Source organism: Chryseobacterium formosense (genome assembly GCF_900116415.1).
Lineage (GTDB): Bacteria > Bacteroidota > Bacteroidia > Flavobacteriales > Weeksellaceae > Chryseobacterium > Chryseobacterium formosense.
Genome location: NZ_FPAP01000003.1, coordinates 911,822 through 930,102, shown reverse-complemented (window position 1 = coordinate 930,102; position 18,281 = coordinate 911,822). Strand labels below are relative to the sequence as shown.

Genomic DNA, 18,281 nt, shown 5'->3' with positions numbered 1-18,281 from the left:
TTTGAGACAACCTCTTTTTTATGTAAAAAGGCCCTCTCTTTGGATATAGCCTCGTAACTAAAGAAATATCGAAACATTTGATGGAAGATTTGGAAAGAATTTTAGAAATTAATAATCCTGTTGTGCTCTATAATTATAGTTCTAACCAATTTTTATACTTAATACCAGATAATCAGCTCAAAATATTGGTTTTGACGTAGACAATATAAACCTTACATTTTCAAAAATATTTATATGCATATTACTTTTTAGGTTGAACAATCTTGGTATTTATTTTGAAAGCTTATTATAAAAATCTTTACAGCCAACTGTAAAAATAAATTTAAATACTAAAACGAATGGCTAAAAATGTATCAGACCACTTGGTCGAAATGTTAAAAAATGCAGGAATAAAAAGGGTATATGCGATTACAGGTGACAGCCTAAACCCTGTAAATGACGCAATCAGGAGAGATGGCACCATTGAATGGATTCATGTAAGGCATGAAGAAACAGCAGCATATGCCGCATCTATGGACGCTGAACTTAATGGTATAGGCTGTTGTATGGGTAGTTCCGGGCCAGGCCATGTACATCTGGTAAACGGTCTTTATGACGCAAACAGAGCAGGTAATCCGGTTATTGCTATTGCAAGCACTTGCACTACAGACAGATTTGGAACCGAATACTTTCAGGAAACCAATCCTGAATTTCTATTTAAAGACTGCAGTAAAAAAGTTTTTATGGCAAATACTCCACAGCAGTTTTCAACAATGATTCAAAGAGCTATACAAACTGCGTTTAATGAAAAGGGGGTAGCTGTATTAGGTTTGCCAGGTGACATTGCATCAGCAGACTATGAAGAAGTGACAACCGGTTTTAAAAATTTTAATACAAATCCGATTTTCAGACCTTCAGAATCTGAAATGTCAACATTAATAGAACTACTGAATTCAAACAAAAAAATCACTCTTTTTTGCGGCCATGGTTGTAAAGGAGCAGTGAAAGAAGTCGAAGAGCTTGCCGAAAAAATCAAGTCTCCTATCGCATATTCATTCAGAGGAAAAATATTCTTCGATAGGGAAGATAGCCCATATGCAGTGGGAATGAATGGTCTTTTGGGAAACAAAGCAGGATACGATGCCTGTAATGAAACAGAATTATTGGTGCTGTTAGGAACTGATTTTCCTTATTCGGAATTTCTGCCAGAAAAAACAACGATCATTCAAATTGATAAGAAACCGGAAAGGATTGGAAGGAGAGCACATGTTGATTACGGTTTTGCAGGCGATATTAAAAATACGATTTCGGCACTATTGCCATATATCAATGAGCATGAAGATGATTCTTTTTTGATCAAGATGAAGGAAATCTATAGAGATGATGAGAAAAAGTTTTCTGATTATTCTGCTAAAAAAGGAACGGCATCTAAAATAAACCCCGAATATATAGCAACACTTATTGATCACTATTCCTCTGATAATGCAATATATACAGTTGATACAGGAATGACCGCTGTTTGGGCAGCCAGATTTATCAGAGCAAAAGGCAACCGTTATCTCACAGGATCTTTTAATCACGGATCGATGGCAAACGCACTTCCAATGGCGATTGGTGCATCAGCCTCCCAACCAAAAAGGCAGGTTATTGCCATGAGTGGCGATGGTGGTCTTTCGATGTTGTTAGGAGATTTAGCTGTTATTATGCAATACCAATACCCGGTAAAAATATTCGTGTTCAATAATCATTCTTTAGGGATGGTAAAACTTGAGATGGAAGTTGCCGGATATGTCGATTGGCAGACGGACATGGTAAATCCACCGTTTGAAAAAATTGCAGAACTAATGAACATCAAAGGTCTGGAACTTAAAGATCCTGAAATGGCTGAAAGTGTAATTAAAGAAGCTCTTGAATATAATGGGCCTGTATTAGTTAATATTTATACAGATCCTGATACTTTAGCAATGCCACCTCACATTACTTTGGAACAAATGAAGGGATTCGCAACATCAATCGTCAAAAAAATCGGAATGGGGAAATTCGAAGAGGTTAAGAATTCAGTGAAAGCAGGATTTAATCAAATAAGCTAAGAGTATTCTTAAAAACAGATGATTCAGCAAGAAGCGAAAGGTTTCCCAAGTCCTTTGGAAATGTTTTGCTTCTTTCAAATTCTGCCATTTCAATTTACTTGAAAGCAATTTTATCATACTACAGAAGAAAATATCCGTAATCGTTATACTGACAATTAGTTAAATAAAATAAAAGCTTTGGTGATGTCAGATAATGTTATTATTTTTGAATAAATTTATCCAAATCATGAAAAAGCAAATCTACATTGCTGCGCTGTCTATGGGAGCAATCGCCTTAGGAACCAACCAGATTCTGGCTCAAAATTCTGAGCAGGTTAGTAAATCAGTAAATATTATTTTATCAGACGTTATTGCAATGGACATAAGCTCTGTTGCTTCACAAGGGACTGTAGATTTTAATTACGGGAGTACAGCAGATTATAATTCATCGAAAAATGTGACTGTTCCCAATAGTTTAGTCATCATTTCTTCCAAAAATTTTGATGTAAAAGTAAAATCTGAAGGCACACACTTTGTAAGTGGCGCAAACGCAATTCCTGTAGATATCTTACAGGTAAAAGCACTACCGGGCGGAAGTTTAGCGGGAACCCTGAACGAGGTCACCTTATCTACAACTGATCAGGTGCTGGTAAGTAATGCAAGTTTAGGTGCCAAACAATCTTTAAATATTGACTATTCTATTTCGGCAGAAAAAGCATCGAAGGTACTTCTGGGGAAACCACAGGGTACTTATACCCAAAAAATAACTTATACTGCCACTGCATTGTAAGTAAACAATAATTTTTTTAATAGAAAAGCCCTCAACACTTTCAAGTGTTGAGGGCTTTTCTTATTTAAACCAAATGGATAATCAGTGTAGTTATTTTACTACATGAACTTCCATATTCAACTACAAAGAAACATTTACCGCCGCTGTAGATTTGCAGTATACAAAGAGAACAATTAAACAAAAATAAAAATTAAATACAGCTATCATGACAAAACTAATCGCAATCGCAGCCTTAACTATCGGAGCAACCATATTAGGAACTAACAATGTTCACGCTCAAAACACAACTGCAACAACAACCGTAAATATTACCCTGAATGATGTGATCTCTATCGACGCCGGAAGTACTGCAATCGGTAATACGGTTGACTTCAACTATGCTACTGCAGCAGACTACAACTCTGATCAAACCATTACTAAAGCCAACTCTTTAAAAGTGACTTCAACGAAGAATTTCAACGTAAAAGTAAAAGCAGGAGGAGCTAATTTCTTGAACGGAACAAACACAATTCCAGTAAATGTTTTGACGATCAAAGCAGCCGCCGCTGCCGGAACAATGGGCGGAACAAAAAACGCTGTCATTTTATCTGCAACTGATCAGACTTTAGTGTCTAATGCTCCACTAGGAAGTGCATTGACATTGAATTTGGATTACATGATTCCAGCTTCGAAATCATCATCTGCTGACATCTTAGGTAAACCAGCCGGAACTTACACGCAAACGGTTACATATACTGCAACTGCTTTATAATAAGACGAGCAACAATTTCTACAATACGCCCTCATACTTTCAAGTGTCGAGGGCTTTTTTTATTTAAACCAAATGAATAATCTGTGTAGTTATTTTACTACATGAACTTCCATTTTCAACTACAAAGAAAGCTTCATCGTCGCTGTAGATTTGTAGTGTTCAAAAGATAATAATTAAACAAAAAAAATAAATATAACTGCCATGACAAAACAATTCGCAATCGCAGCCTTCACTATCGGAGCAATCGTATTAGGAGCTAACAATGTTCAAGCTCAAAATACAACTGCAACAACAACAGTGAAAATTACCCTGAATGATGTAATTTCCATCGACGCCGGAAGTACTGCAATTGGTAATACGGTTGACTTCAATTATGCTACTGCAGCAGACTATAACTCTGATCAAACCGTTACCAAAGCCAACTCTTTGAAAGTGACTTCAACCAAGAACTTTAACGTAAAAGTAAAAGCAGGAGGAGCTAATTTCTTGAACGGAACAAACACAATTCCAGTAAATGTTTTGACGATCAAAGCAGCAGCAGCTGCCGGAACAATGGGCGGAACAAAAACGGCTGTCGTTTTATCTGCAACGGATCAGACTTTAGTAACAAATGCTCCGCTTGGAAGCGCATTAACATTGAACTTGGATTACACGATTCCTGCAGCGAAATCATCATCTGCTGACATTTTAGGTAAACCGGCCGGAACTTACACGCAAACAGTAACTTATACTGCAACCGCTTTGTAATAAAACATTATTTATATTATTAAAGAATTAATTTTAATGAATTTAAAAGTGATATAATTCTGAATATCTTATGAAATTAATGTTAAAATGGCCTATTTAGTATAATAAGTAAAACTCATGTAATAATCAAATAATTAAAGATAATATGCCGAATCTAATAAAAAAGCTATTGTTTTTACTTGAAATTGGTAATCATCAATTTGATAGCATCCTTTGGAAAACCCGTCCAGAAAAAAGAAAAACTCTTGTTAATGATATTTTCAAATTTAAAATTCCTATTGGGAAAAGCAAAAAAGAAATACGTGAACTTTTTGGACATGAGCCACATATTTATACTTCCATGAAATGGTCTTATCCTATTGAATCAGATAAATTTGGAAACACCCTTACATCATTATCACTATACTTTAAAGACGAAATTGTAACAAGTGTAAGGTTAAAAATAAGAGAGTAATATAAAATATAAAGAAACATCTATTCTCAAAAATACTTTTTTATAGCATTTAATTAATGCTTTTATAGAATTGGAAAAAATTTTTGTTTTACAAATTATTTAAAAACCGCCATTGCATTGTAAGTAAAATCAATTTTAAATAAGCTCTCAGCATTTTCAAGTGTTGAGGGCTTTTTTTATTTAAACCAAATGGATAATCCGTGTAGTTATTTTACTACATGAACTTCCATATTCAACTACAAAGAAACATTTACCGCTGCTGTAGATTTGTAGTGTTGAAAAGATAACAATTAAATAAAAATAAAAATTAAATACAACTATCATGACAAAACTAATTGCAATCGCAGCCTTAACTATCGGAGCAACCATATTAGGAACTAACAATGTTCAAGCTCAAAATACAACTGCAACAACAACAGTAAACATTACCCTGAATGATGTGATCTCTATCGACGCCGGAAGTACTGCAATCGGCAATACAGTTGACTTCAACTATGCTACTGCAGCAGACTACAACTCTGATCAAACCATTACTAAAGCCAACTCTTTGAAAGTTACTTCAACGAAGAATTTCAACGTAAAAGTAAAAGCAGGAGGTGCTAATTTTATGAATGGAACGAACTTAATCCCTGTAAATGTTTTGACGATCAAAGCAGCAGCAGCTTCCGGAACGATGGGGGGAACAAAAAATTCTGTTGTTTTATCAGCAACTGATCAAAATTTAGTAACAAATGCACCACTGGGAAGCGCATTGACACTGAACTTGGATTATACGATTCCTGCAGCAAAATCATCATCTTCGGATATTTTAGGTAAACCGGCGGGAACTTATACACAAACAGTAACTTATACTGCAACTGCTTTATAATAATTTTTTTTCATATTAATATTTTGTGATTTGGTGTTTCGAAGGCTTCCTACAGGAGGCCTTTGATTTTGTTTGTATTGATACAGATATAGAGAAAATTCAAACAGCTTTATAAAAAAACACAGCAATTATATAAGTCCTTGACACTTTCAAAATGTGGAGGGCTTTTGTATTTAAACCAAATGAATAAACCGTGTAGTTATTTTACTACATGAACTTCCGTTTTCCACTACAAAGAAACTTTTACCGCCGCCGTAGATTTGTAGTGTTCAAAAGAGAACAATTAAACAAAGAATAAAAATAAATATAACTATCATGACAAAACTAATCGCAATCGCAGCCTTAACTATCGTAGCAACAATATTAGGAACTAACAATGTTAAGGCTCAAAATACAACTGCAACAACAACAGTAAACATTACCCTGAATGATGTGATCTCCATCGACGCCGGAAGTACTGCAATCGGTAATACGGTTGACTTCAACTATGCTACTGCAGCAGACTACAACTCTGATCAAACCATTACTAAAGCCAACTCTTTAAAAGTGACTTCAACGAAGAATTTCAACGTAAAAGTAAAAGCAGGAGGTGCTAATTTTATGAATGGAACGAACTTAATCCCAGTAAATGTTTTGACGATCAAAGCAGCAGCAGCTTCCGGAACGATGGGGGGAACAAAAACGGCTGTCGTTTTATCTGCAGCAGATCAAACTTTAGTATCAAATGCTCCACTTGGAAGTGCATTAACATTGAACTTGGATTATACGATTCCAGCTTCGAAATCATCATCTTCGGATATTTTAGGTAAACCAGCCGGAACTTATACGCAGACAGTAACTTATACTGCAACAGCTTTATAATAATTTTTTTAGTTTGTAGAGCTTTCTTTTGTTACGTTTTCAGTAGTTTTGGGAATCTTTTATTATAAACAATTTACACCATGCGCAAGTTTATTCACCTTTTTATTTTCATTATCCTTACTGGTTCTTCTTCAATTCTGGCACAAAGTATTTCTATGTCGCCTACGCGGCTGTTCTTTACAGGTAATCCGGGAGAAAAAGTGGCACAAACAGTAACGCTTCAAAACAGCTCGGATAAGGATTATGTTTTTAATCTCAACTATAAAGATTGGGCTAGAGAAGAAGATGGAAATAAAGTGTATCTTGAGGCAGGCAGTTCAAAAACTTCGAATGCTGCTTGGGTATCTACCTTAGAAAATGCGATTACAGTTCCTGCGAAAAGTACAAAGGAGATTGTAGTAACCATGCAGATTCCTGCAAACGCTTCAAAATCCGACGTTACAAACAGTATGTTGTTTTTCACGCAACTTCCTCAGCAGGCAGATCAGGCACGCATTCAAAATGGAATTGGTATTATTACCTTATTTGAGGTTGGTCTTCACATCTTTTATACACCACCTGGGAACCATACAAAAAGTTTGGATATTACCAATATATCAGAGTTGAATAATGAGAATGCAGCGAACCGAAAAGTAGCAGTAAGAATCCACAACGATGGAAATACCATCAATGATGCTACGGTTGAATTTGAACTGACCAATACAGACAGTGGTAAGGAAATAAAATTACCCGCAATTTCGATCTCTATGTTTCCCAATACGAATCAGGTTGTTCAATTTTCTTTACCGGAGAATATTTCAGGGAACTATCTTGGCGTGGCTATTATCAAAATGGCAGGATCCAATGATTTACGCGTAGGAGAAAAAAACTTTAAATTTTAATAATTAAGTCTTGAAACCACAAAAAAGTATATCGATATCATTAAGAAAAGCAATCTTGTTTTTTGCATTTGTTCTTCTTAATTTTTCGTTTGCCTTTGCGCAGGAAAAAAAGGATATCGAAATCCGTTTTCAAAATGAAAGAGTAGCCGTTGAAAAGGGTTCTACTTTTACTAATTTTCTGGTCATTGAAAATAAAAGTTCTGAAGAAATTACGATTCAGAATATTATGCCTTCGGAAAATTATCCGGGTTTACTTTTTTATCCTAAAAATGACTTTATCTTAGGTGCGGGTCAGTCTAAAAATCTTCCTATAAAGCTGATCGCCAATGTAGATTTTATGAAATTGATATCCAATGAAATCAAGTTTCAGGTTTCATATACTACATCATCGGTTAATAAAACTGATAATGCCTCGTTCTTTGTTGATAAAGAAGAGAACAAAAACATTGCAATTTATACGACAGCTTACGAAAATTTCATTAATCCTTCCGCTCCAGACTCCTCAATTCTGCTGACTGTAGAAAACCAAGGCTATAGTAAAAGAACTGTTAAGATTGATTTGCAATCTATTCCTGATGGGTTGGAAATGATGCCAAAACAACAAACCGTATCTCTTGAAGGTTTAGAAAAACAAACGGTTGAGATCAAAATTGTGGTCAGAAAACAGAATACGCTTTTTCCGGAATTTAATATTAATGCAACTGCCACAGACCTGCTTAATAACGAAATCGTGGGAAGCAACACGCTCCACCTAGTCATTTTGTCGAACAACAGACAAATTGCCCGCGGAAATGAAGCAGTAAACGGAAGTAATTATGCGGAACTTAGCTATAACGAAAACAGTTCGGGCTTCAATTTTCTACAATTAAGAGGAAACGCAGCATTTCGAGTGACTGAAAATTTGAAATCGCGTATCAATTTAGGTGCAGATTATTATCATGAGGATGGTCTTTATAATTTATATGATACCTGGTTGGAACTTGAGAGAAAAAACACAGTATTAAGGTTAGGAAATGTTAATAGTAACGATTACGATTACCCGGTTTTCGGGAGAGGTGGGAAAGTTTCTACGAAATTTGGCAATAATAATCAGGTTGAAATTCTTGCGCTAGAAAATAATTACAACCTGGCAAGTACTTATTTCCAACAAACAGAAGGATCTACCATGGTAGGTGCAAAATATGGTTTCGGAAATTCTAAATCTTTTAATGGAAAAGTGTCATACTTATTCGATCATGATCCGCGTTTGAATGTAGATACACAGGTAACGAATGCAGTATCATCATTTTCAATTAATGATAAACATACAATCCGCACAGAAGCAGGTCTGAGCCACGAAAAAGGTCTTTCGAATAAAGATGAAAACGTAGGCGCTACAATGGGAGCCAACTACGACGGAAAAATAGGGACATGGGATATTCAATCTCTTAATACCTTTGCCACCAGTAGTTATGCAGGGATCAAAAGGGGGTCTTTTTTCTCAAATCAACGTATCGGTCGTCAATTTTCTGCTTCTCAGCGTGCTTTTATACAGTATCAAAATTCGCAGGTAGATCCTGAGTTCCTGAGTTTCCAGAATGCGCCTATCCAAACGGGAAATGCTAATTTGCATTATTATTTCAATAGTACAGAATCTTTAGGAGCTGGTTACCAGTTTTCTTCAAAGAAGTGGAATTTCTTATTGTCTCCAAAGGTTGAAAGGCAAAAAACAGCCAATTTTTACACATCGCAGGAACTTTTTTCTTACCGCATGGAAGCTAACATAAGCACTACTTTGGGTGCTCACGGATTGAATTGGTCGGCGGAATATTCTTATTCAAAAGACGAAAACAAAGCCGATTGGTTCAACAGTCTGAAAACAACACTGTCTTACAGGTATAAATCTTTCTCCCTCAACGGAACAGCTCAATGGAATGCGATCACTGTCTTTGATCTGAATTCTTATTACAATGTAGACCGTAATTTCGCCAACTACAATGTATTTGCTTCGTATAATTTCCAGATGCTTGGGAATAATCTGATTGGATCTTTTTCAGCAGGAACTTTCTATTCGGAACTTTACAAAAACTTAAATACCAATGTAAGTGGTAATCTGGAATATAAAATTTCACCTTCCTGGTCGAGCACAGGTTATTTTAATATTTCTGGTTATAAATCTACGGCGGAATATGCAAGCAGTGGGAGTTATTACCAGTTCAGAATCGGGATTAGAAAATATTTTGCCGCAGCTACGGCTCTTGGAAATCATAAAGTAACGTTCCAGTTATTTGAAGATAAAAATTTCAATGGACTTTTGGAATCAGGTGAATTGGTTCTTGCAAATGAAATCGTGAAACTTGATAATTTTGTTGCAATGACCGATAAAAACGGAAAAGTAGTTTTTCAGAATGTACCTGAAGGTATTTATACACTTAAAGTTAATGAAAATGCAGGGGCAAGATTGATGATGGATCCAGTAATTATGGTAGATAAAAATATCAACCGTAAAGTAGGCTTGGTAAAAAATATCAAGGTAAGCGGAAAATTAACGGAGATTAAACAAGCTTACGATGTTTTGGAGACAGATGTAACCGGAATAGTAGTGTATGCAAAAGGTGAAGATGGCGTGATCCACACCGCTGTGGTTAACCAAAAAAATGAGTTTGAGTTTTTCCTGAAAGATGGAAAATACGACCTCTATATTGAAAATGACAAATACAATTATACTCAGCCCAACCAAACTATTCAGGTGACAAAAGAAGGTTTCTCAGGAACCGTGGTTTTTGAATATAAGAAGAAAGACACAACCATAAAGGTGAAAAAGTTTTAAATTTAGAGGATATGAAAACGATGAAAGGTTTTTTAATAGGAATTTTTACCGTGTTCTGCGGATCAACAGTCGCGAAAGCTCAGGATATTTACCTGTCTGTTCCTGAAAATAATATTTTAAACAGGGTTGAATTTACCTCAGTTCCTACAAGAGTAATGGTGAATCCCAACAGAACAAACTGGGATTATACCTTTTTTGGATTAGCGCCGATAGCTCCTACATTTACCTCTGTTTCCGGACCAGTTTTTACTCAGTCTTCTTCTTCATTTACTTTACCCAGCTCTACTCTTCTGTGGCAATTAGAAAGTATGGGCGGGCAGTTGCCATCTACCGGATTTTCAGGTTCTTTACCAGGTTTTCAGTCTTTCAGTACAAGTGCTCTGAGATGGTTTGATCCGCCCGGGTCTATTATTTTCGGAGGAGGATTCAATAAGGGAAATATCAATTTTACCTTTAAAATACCAGCTGCTCAGTTTGCAGCTAATGCATACCGAGCCGGGAATTATTCAATGGATATCAGTCAAAATTATAATGATTTCACACCACGTAATTTTAAAACGATTTTAGTCATTCCTTCATCTATAAGATGGCTCACATCATCTTTAACAAAATACATAGAAATATCTTCTTTGAATGACTACCGCAGTACAAGTACACGGGTATGGGATCTGGGTAATACGGAAATTGCGCATACGGTCGATTTTAATTTTTGGGCGAAAGCTGCTGCCAATAATGTTCAATTCACATCCTCTAAAGGTGTTCCAGGAACCCGAAATATAGCAAGCATCAAATTGGGTAGTAACGGATCTGTACTTACCACCAAAGCTTTATCTGCCAATTTTCAGAATTTTTCGGCTGCTAATTTCAGTGTTGTAGCAGGAAACAGAAACAGCTTCACCCCGGAGCTTTATGTGTCTGCGGAAGATTTTAAAAATAATTTTTTTGAAGCCGGAACTTATACTTTTGAATTGAACTTCAATGCCACAAGTACAGATAATTCAATTAACAGCCTGCAGAATACAGCGGTTCAATTAAAAGTACTGCCTAGATCTGAGATCACCATACCCAGTTCCGGGAGAAATGTAAACTTTAATTTTAATACCGCCGCTCAGTACACCGATGGTCAGTCGCAAGTGATTCCAAACCAAATTATATTGTCCAACAATGAAAGTTTTGAACTGTATGTAAAATCGGACGAAAATTATTTTAAGAAAGGAGGTCTGCAGACCGACATCAATTCCAACATATTGCAAATTGGCGTGGATGGAAGTTCTGTAAATGCTCCATTATCCAAAACTCCGCAAAAAATATTGTTTAACGGAACACCAGTTTTAGACAGACAGCTGAACGTAAGATACACCATACCAGCTGCGGGTGCCCAAGGTTTGGTAGGGAAGGAAAATACCACTTATTCTATTAATGTTTATTATAGTTTTACGGCAATTTAAGTAAAATACTTTTTCAAATCACGGAAAAAAAAGTCTGAATCAATGCGATCGTTATAGATTACCTATGATGGATGGTCTTGAAAACATTAAAAAGATATTATTCACGACGCTACTTATGTGGCGTCGTTGTAGTTTTATACATTTCGTCGATCACAATAATTGACAGGATTGGGAATAGAAAAGCGCTCCATCTCAATGATATTGAAGAAATCCATGCACAATAGCCTTGCGAAAAACTATTGAAATACGTATTATTGCATTGACGGCAAGGTCTCTTCTTTGCGAGAAAGAAAAGGGGCTGTAAGCTTTAAGAAAAGACATTTTAATTGACCGTTACTTTAACAAATACTGTCTGATGAGTAAACTATGTTTAAAAAAATAAAGAAATAGTTTTTTTAAGCATTAATACTAAATCTATGAAAGACCAAATTAACGAACTGCAATTAAAAATCGAAAGACTGGAAAACGAAATCAGTTTTAAGAATGGACTGATCTCGATATTGTCTCACGATTCAAAAGAAATGTTTGGAAATTTTCTGTGGCTTATAGAAGCGCTGGAAGATAAGATCATAGTTGAGGCAGATTTTTTTAAGTTGTTGCCGCAGGTAAAAAGCGATGCACAGAAGAATCTGCAAACCATTCAGGACAGCACGACTTGGTTGAAAACTCAATACGGGAACTTTCAGATTAAACCTGTGAAAATCATGGTGACTGATCTTTTTCACCATTTTGAAGAAAAATATGCGGTAAAATTAAAAGAAAAAAATATTAAATTCCATTTTAAAGGAGATCCCGATGCATTTCTTCTAACTGATCGCTTTCTGCTCGAAAATGTTTTAGACAAAATTTTTAACAATGCAATAAAATATTCATCAGCCGGACAAGATATTTATTTCCAGCAGGTTACAGAGGATGACCAGGTCATACTTTCTGTGATAGATTTCGGAATGGGAATGAGCGAAAAATCTTTATCAATGATCTATACTTATGGTAATCCAATATTCCAAGGAACTGCTGGAGAAAAAGGAGTTGGATTAAGTTTGAAAATTGTAAAAAATTTTGTATCCTTGATGCGCGGAAACATCGACATCATTTCGTCTGAAAATAAAGGAACTACTGTTTCCATTTTTTTACCTAAACTTTAATGAATGAAGGATTTAAAATCAAATGTTCGTATTGTTGTAGCAGATGATCATGGTATTGTCCGGATGGGTTTGATACAAACGATTAAACGACTAAGACCCAGTGCCATAATTTCAGAAGTAGAGGATTATAAATCGCTGTTCAAAGTAATTCAGAAAGAAGAATTAGATCTGGCTATTATGGACGTTAATATGCCTAATGGTTCTGTTCAGGAAGCGATTGATTACATAAAAATACATCAACCCAGTTTGAGAATTCTCATATTTTCTTCTCAGGATGAAGAGTTGTATGCTATGCGCTATCTAAAAATGGGAGCAGGTGGTTATCTAAGCAAACAAAGCTCTAATGCAGTAATTGAAACTGCATTGACGGCGATGCTTAGTACTGGCCGATACGTAAGTGATGAGGTAAAAGAAGCGATGTTTTTAGAATCATTAAATGGAACGACAAAAAATTCACCCTTTGAAGCACTCTCAGACCGCGAGTTACAAATTGCCAATAAGCTTGCAGAAGGTCTTCCCCTCAAAGAAATTTCTAATCAGCTTAATCTTCATCCATCGACAATCAGTACTTACAAAATTAGATTGTTTGAGAAGCTGAAAGTACGATCCTTACCAGAATTGGTGGAGATTCTTAGGCTTTATAATCAGTAAATATTCTATTGTTTTGAGTTTTGACATCTTGAGAAATCGTGGAATCTTTTAAAATGCGATAAACAAAACCTTTGTTTTCTGATGAAGATTCTTTGTAGACTACTTTTTTATTATTTTCATTGATGATTAAAAAATTCAAGCATTGTGAAAAGAACATTTTTAATGCATCTTTTCCCAATTATCAAGAGATTCTTGTGCAATTATTGAAGCTCTTGCTCTCATATTCTGAAATAGCTCCCAAAGTAGAGGAGTATTTATTATTTGTAAGACTTTCACTTAATTCTAAAGCATAATCCCTGAATAAAATGGTTTTATATCCGTCAAATAAGGCATTGTTTTCGAGTTTGCTCCGTCTGCAGCGATAAAGTCTTTTCTATTTTTAAAGTGTAAAATCCAGCCTTCATTTTCTTTCTCTATTGATGAAAAATGACTGTTCCAAACAACCTCGATTTCAAGAGTTTTTTATGGGTATTAATAAAAAGAGACAACTATTAAATAGTTGTCTCCTAAAGTACCCAGGATCGAAGAGATGTCGAAACATTTGATTGAAGATTTTAGAAAGAATTTTGGAAAATTTGAACTATAACCATTTCTGTCTTATAAACATAAAAAGTCACTAATCAAACCCATTCTATAATTTAGTAAGTATGGCTTAAAACGGTGAAAAATGTTTATGCGAGTAATGTAATTATGTGAAAATTTCTGTAAATGACGGTGAAGTCGTGCCATTTTCAAAGAAGCAATACTAGTGCAGAACCTTCATAAGAATCGTATCCTGGACAAAGATAACAACTATATTATTATTTTTTGTAGAAACCGTAAGAAATAAAATAATGTTATAAATTTAATATAAATTCAATGTGTCGTTAAAAAGTTTATTTATTTTTGTAAAAATTTGCATATATGTTGAGGATTATTCACTGCTTATTACTTGGTTTAATATTATGAATTTCGGGTTAAAATGAACTTTATTGGGCAATTAAACTCAATGATAGTAATGAGAACAAACGGAATTATAGTCCTTTTTTAAAATGATCGAAGAAAAATAGAAACTAGCTCTTCCTAAAATTCAGGAAATGTAGGAATGATAAAAAAAATTAAAAATATAGGGTGTTATTTAAAGAAATTAGGAATCTTTTTTTTGTTTTTTCTAATGAACATATTCACCGCGCAAACATTAACAGTTGAGCAGATCGATAGCCAGCAGCAAATAGAATATGACAGATTAATCAAGAACGGGGATATTAATAAAGCTGTGTTACAGGAATTAAAGTTGATTAAAAATGCTGAAGCAATACATTATACCAAAGGTGAAATAAGAGGACACATCAATCTGGCTAATGCTTTCTTTATTTTAAATAGAAATAAGGAAAGTTTACACTTTCTTGAAATTGCAGAAAAGAAACTTAAGAATTTTAATGATGACCTATTAAAGTCAAGGATGTACTATTTGTATGGAGTACATTACTATTCATTGAGTTTACATAAGCTGGCAATAAAATATTTTGATACATCTCTGAAATTTGCCTATAAGATTCCGGACAGACAAGAAAGAGAAAGAAGAAAGCAATTTGTTTATGACTGGAAAAGATCGAGCTTCAGCTATTTAGGTATGATGGACTCTGTATATAGTAATGAGCGCAAATGTATGTCGGCTCCAAAGCCTATGCTATATATTTCAATATCAGACAGGCATTTAAAGGCTATGAATACAGATTCAGCAGAATATTATATTAATAAAGCAAATGAATTAGTACTAGCTAAAAAAATACCTTTAGAAGGAAAGATTAATGTACTTAGAGCATATGGAGCATTATATTGTGAGAAGAAGGAGTATGAAAAAGCATTAAAGTATCTTTTTGAATCATTAGAACTTTCACAAAAAATGGGTTCCAAAGAGAGGTGCTTAGAAGCCTGTAAACTCATTGCTAAGGTATATAAAAAAATGAATAATATTCAGAAGGAAAATGAATATCTCGCAAAATATTCTCTACTAAGAGACAATATCGCTTTAGAAGAAGAAAGAACAATAAATATTCCGGTAGAAAAATTTCTTAATGATGAAATGGAGAAAGAAAAAGAGGAAAAAGGAACTCTTTATTATAGTATTATCATTATTATTCTGGCCAGTTTGGGAATAGTTATATTTATTCTTTATAAGTATAAACGAAAACAAAGACACAAAGATTTATTATTCAGTCAGAAGGAAGAGGAAGCAGATATGCTTAAAAATAGACTGAATACAACACTTGATGAGGTAATTGAATTGGCAAAAAAAAATGATCCGTCTCTTTTAGTGAGGTTTAAGATGGTATATCCCGACTTCTGTGATAGTGTTTTAAAAATAAATCCTAAGATAATTAATTCTGAGCTCATTTTTTGTGCATATCTCAAACTTAATTTTTCCACAAAAGAAATCGCAACCTATACTCATGTAGGTTCCAAAGCCGTACAAAATCGCAAGAACAGAATAAGAAAGAAATTGAATATTCCTTCTGATGAAGATATTAATATTTGGTTAAATAAGATTGGGTGAATATTATGCCCAACATTAGATTTAGTAATTTTTACGGAACCTTATTCAACCTGTAAAGTATAAATGCCTTATAAAAAATTAAATATAAAACAGCAAAGAAATGTTATTGCTTCCTAAAATATTTTCTTAAAAATTAGTGCTGATTCCTAAAGATAAACCTGCACTTTCGGGAACAAACCTACAAACTCCGCCTACACATAACAACCCCCCACGCTGTCTTCCATATGACGCCTGCACTCTTGAACTATTTTTTCTGAAGACTATTCCAGACGTATAATAGTGCAACTTATTTTTTCCATCAGAATTACCATAATTGTAAAGATCATTTATAAAAAAAGACCAATTCTTTCTAAAATTATATTCAGCAAGACCTGCAACCCAATTACCATGATAACTATTTGCCCATTGATGCTGTAACTCAACTTTTAAAGAACTTTTTGAAAATCTGTAGATATTGTCGACAACTATTGTTTGCGCTTTTACATTACCTAATGTTTCTTCTGTACGATAGGTATTGTAATATTGATTGATCAACACCAAAGCAATCTTCCAGTTTTCTTTTAGTCTCGTTCTGATATCAAAACTTTGATCTGAATAGTATTTTTCACCTAATGTAAAAAAATCTGTTTTGTAATCATTATAATCATTTATATATGAGCGATATGTACCTCTTAAGCTATACCAATTAGATATATTAAAAGCTATGTCTGTACCGTACTTTCCTCCAAGCACGGTTCCTTTTTTTATTTTATAAAAAATGTCAAACTGTGATCCTATTTCTCCGGCTTTTTTTTGAGGAGAAAAGGTAAGCTGTGGTTGTGCCTGATATACGTAGATATTTGCCAGGCTATAATCAAATTGCTTCGTAAGGGCAGGAACATAGTTGAGAACAGCATTGTTATAGATATTCCCAATCTGATCCCGTTGAGAGTAGAAATTGAAATTTTCCAGCCTTCTTATGTTAGCAATTATTCCAAATCTTTCTGTGGCATAAGAAAGATTAATATAAAAAGCATTTCCTGAAAACAAATTGTTAGAATCTAAAACAGATATTTGTTTTATATTATCCTTCGTTTTGTAGAGATATTCAAATTCCAGATTAAATTTTGAATATTCCATTTTTACTCTGGAGGAATAAACTTCAACACTTTTAGGATAAAAAGTATTGTCTTTATTATCTTCATATTTATTAACATAGCTAAAACCTATGGTTGTATGTACTTTGTTTGCTCTTGCTAAAGAATCAAGTTTTATTTCCGCATCCAGACCACTAATGAGTCCTTTGGTTAACTCAAAACCTGTTCTTTGTTTTCCCATAAGAGCTTTAATAGTAATTATCTGATCCGGGTCTGTATATTTTATTCTTCCTCCAAGCAGGGAATTTGCTATTCCCAACTGTTTATCTTCCCACAAACGCAACGCAAGACCACTTCCAAACTCTTCATAGAAATGCCCTAATGTAACGTCAATTCCAGCTTTTTCATTATTGTAATTAATAAAGTATGTTCCAACGTTTGTCTCCTTGAAAGCAGGGGAGTAATTGAGTAAAGCTTTGGGCGCATATGACTCTAGCTGTGCTCCAAAAGTAAAATCATTTAATTTATAGTTTAAATTCAAATAATTGTTAGACCTAAAACGTTGGGAAGATTCTACTTCAGAAAGCTTGATTTTCTTATCATCAATATAATACTGTGCATTAGATTCTAAATTTGCGGTTAGCTGGCAAAAATAATTGACACTGAAAACAAGTAACAATAAGGTTATTAATTTATTTTGCATTCTAAAAAAATTAATACCTATAACATTCTTTAATTTTGGCAATCAGTTCATCTTCATCACCGGGAGAATATCCTACATGAGAATACACAATTTTTCCTTTATGAATCAAAACTGTATGAGGAATCGTATTAATATTCAACGCTCTTTTCAAATTTTGATTTGGATCAAATAAAATTTCATAAGCCCAACCCTTACTTTTTACTATAGTTTTTACTTTTGAGCTAGTTCTTGCGTCATCAGTTGAAATAGCATACATAGAAAAGTTTGCTTCTTTTTTCCAATCATCATATTTTTCACTGATTGCATTGAGCTCTTCCAAACATGGTAAACACCAAGTTGCCCAAAAGCTCAAAACAACAGGTTGAGAAGAATCTATTTTAGAAATATTTAACTTATTTCCGCTTAAATCATTGATAGAAATGTTTGGAACTTGCTGGCATGAAAAAAAATTTAAGGTAAAAACCCAAAAAGTCAATAGTGATATTTTTAAGATCAATTTCATTTTTAATATCA

General features: G+C 34.2%; 15 protein-coding genes. 13 read left to right on the top strand and 2 right to left on the bottom strand.

Annotation, left to right across the window (positions count from 1 at the left end):
* The first annotated feature begins 338 nt into the window (after positions 1 to 338).
* From BM371_RS15505 to BM371_RS15440, 13 genes are all read left to right on the top strand, one after another.
* Positions 339 to 2,069 (top strand): thiamine pyrophosphate-dependent enzyme, encoded by a 1,731-nt coding sequence (locus BM371_RS15505; RefSeq protein ID WP_074958808.1) that lies wholly within the window; start codon positions 339 to 341, stop codon positions 2,067 to 2,069.
* A 226-nt stretch (positions 2,070 to 2,295) separates the two neighbouring features.
* Positions 2,296 to 2,838: a peptidoglycan-binding protein LysM gene (locus BM371_RS15500; protein ID WP_074958805.1), complete on the top strand. Its 543-nt coding sequence runs from the start codon at positions 2,296 to 2,298 to the stop codon at positions 2,836 to 2,838.
* Between the two features lie 205 nt (positions 2,839 to 3,043).
* On the top strand, positions 3,044 to 3,589 hold the full coding sequence (locus BM371_RS15495) for a peptidoglycan-binding protein LysM (protein WP_074958802.1): 546 nt from the start codon (positions 3,044 to 3,046) through the stop codon (positions 3,587 to 3,589).
* Between the two features lie 201 nt (positions 3,590 to 3,790).
* Entirely contained in the window at positions 3,791 to 4,336 is a 546-nt protein-coding gene (locus tag BM371_RS15490; protein WP_034679963.1) for a hypothetical protein, read from the top strand.
* A 145-nt stretch (positions 4,337 to 4,481) separates the two neighbouring features.
* Complete coding sequence (locus BM371_RS15485; RefSeq protein WP_034679967.1) at positions 4,482 to 4,790, top strand: hypothetical protein; 309 nt, start codon at positions 4,482 to 4,484, stop codon at positions 4,788 to 4,790.
* Positions 4,791 to 5,112: 322 nt separating this feature from the next.
* A complete protein-coding gene (locus BM371_RS15480; RefSeq protein ID WP_034679969.1) occupies positions 5,113 to 5,658 on the top strand; it encodes a hypothetical protein in 546 nt (181 codons plus the stop codon).
* Between the two features lie 315 nt (positions 5,659 to 5,973).
* Positions 5,974 to 6,519 carry a peptidoglycan-binding protein LysM gene (locus BM371_RS15475; protein ID WP_074958798.1) on the top strand — a complete coding sequence of 182 codons (546 nt, stop codon included), beginning with the start codon at positions 5,974 to 5,976 and terminating at the stop codon, positions 6,517 to 6,519.
* A gap of 80 nt (positions 6,520 to 6,599) precedes the next feature.
* A complete protein-coding gene (locus BM371_RS15470) occupies positions 6,600 to 7,400 on the top strand; it encodes a fimbrial biogenesis chaperone (protein WP_228376822.1) in 801 nt (266 codons plus the stop codon).
* A 10-nt stretch (positions 7,401 to 7,410) separates the two neighbouring features.
* Positions 7,411 to 10,209, top strand: a complete 2,799-nt coding sequence (locus tag BM371_RS15465; RefSeq protein WP_034679920.1) for a hypothetical protein — start codon at positions 7,411 to 7,413, stop codon at positions 10,207 to 10,209.
* Positions 10,210 to 10,220: 11 nt separating this feature from the next.
* The gene (locus BM371_RS15460) at positions 10,221 to 11,657 is read left to right on the top strand and encodes a hypothetical protein (protein ID WP_034679917.1); all 1,437 of its coding nucleotides are present in this window, start codon (positions 10,221 to 10,223) and stop codon (positions 11,655 to 11,657) included.
* Between the two features lie 416 nt (positions 11,658 to 12,073).
* The gene (locus BM371_RS15455; RefSeq protein WP_034679913.1) at positions 12,074 to 12,802 is read left to right on the top strand and encodes a sensor histidine kinase; all 729 of its coding nucleotides are present in this window, start codon (positions 12,074 to 12,076) and stop codon (positions 12,800 to 12,802) included.
* Positions 12,803 to 12,805: 3 nt separating this feature from the next.
* Entirely contained in the window at positions 12,806 to 13,453 is a 648-nt protein-coding gene (locus tag BM371_RS15450) for a response regulator (RefSeq protein ID WP_034679910.1), read from the top strand.
* A gap of 1,084 nt (positions 13,454 to 14,537) precedes the next feature.
* Complete coding sequence (locus tag BM371_RS15440; RefSeq protein ID WP_034679906.1) at positions 14,538 to 15,989, top strand: helix-turn-helix transcriptional regulator; 1,452 nt, start codon at positions 14,538 to 14,540, stop codon at positions 15,987 to 15,989.
* Positions 15,990 to 16,115: 126 nt separating this feature from the next.
* Here BM371_RS15440 and BM371_RS15435 read toward each other — a convergent pair whose 3' ends face one another.
* Positions 16,116 to 17,768, bottom strand: a complete 1,653-nt coding sequence (locus tag BM371_RS15435; protein WP_034679904.1) for a DUF6029 family protein — start codon at positions 17,766 to 17,768, stop codon at positions 16,116 to 16,118.
* A 10-nt stretch (positions 17,769 to 17,778) separates the two neighbouring features.
* Entirely contained in the window at positions 17,779 to 18,270 is a 492-nt protein-coding gene (locus tag BM371_RS15430; protein ID WP_034679900.1) for a TlpA family protein disulfide reductase, read from the bottom strand.
* Between the last annotated feature and the right edge of the window lie 11 nt (positions 18,271 to 18,281).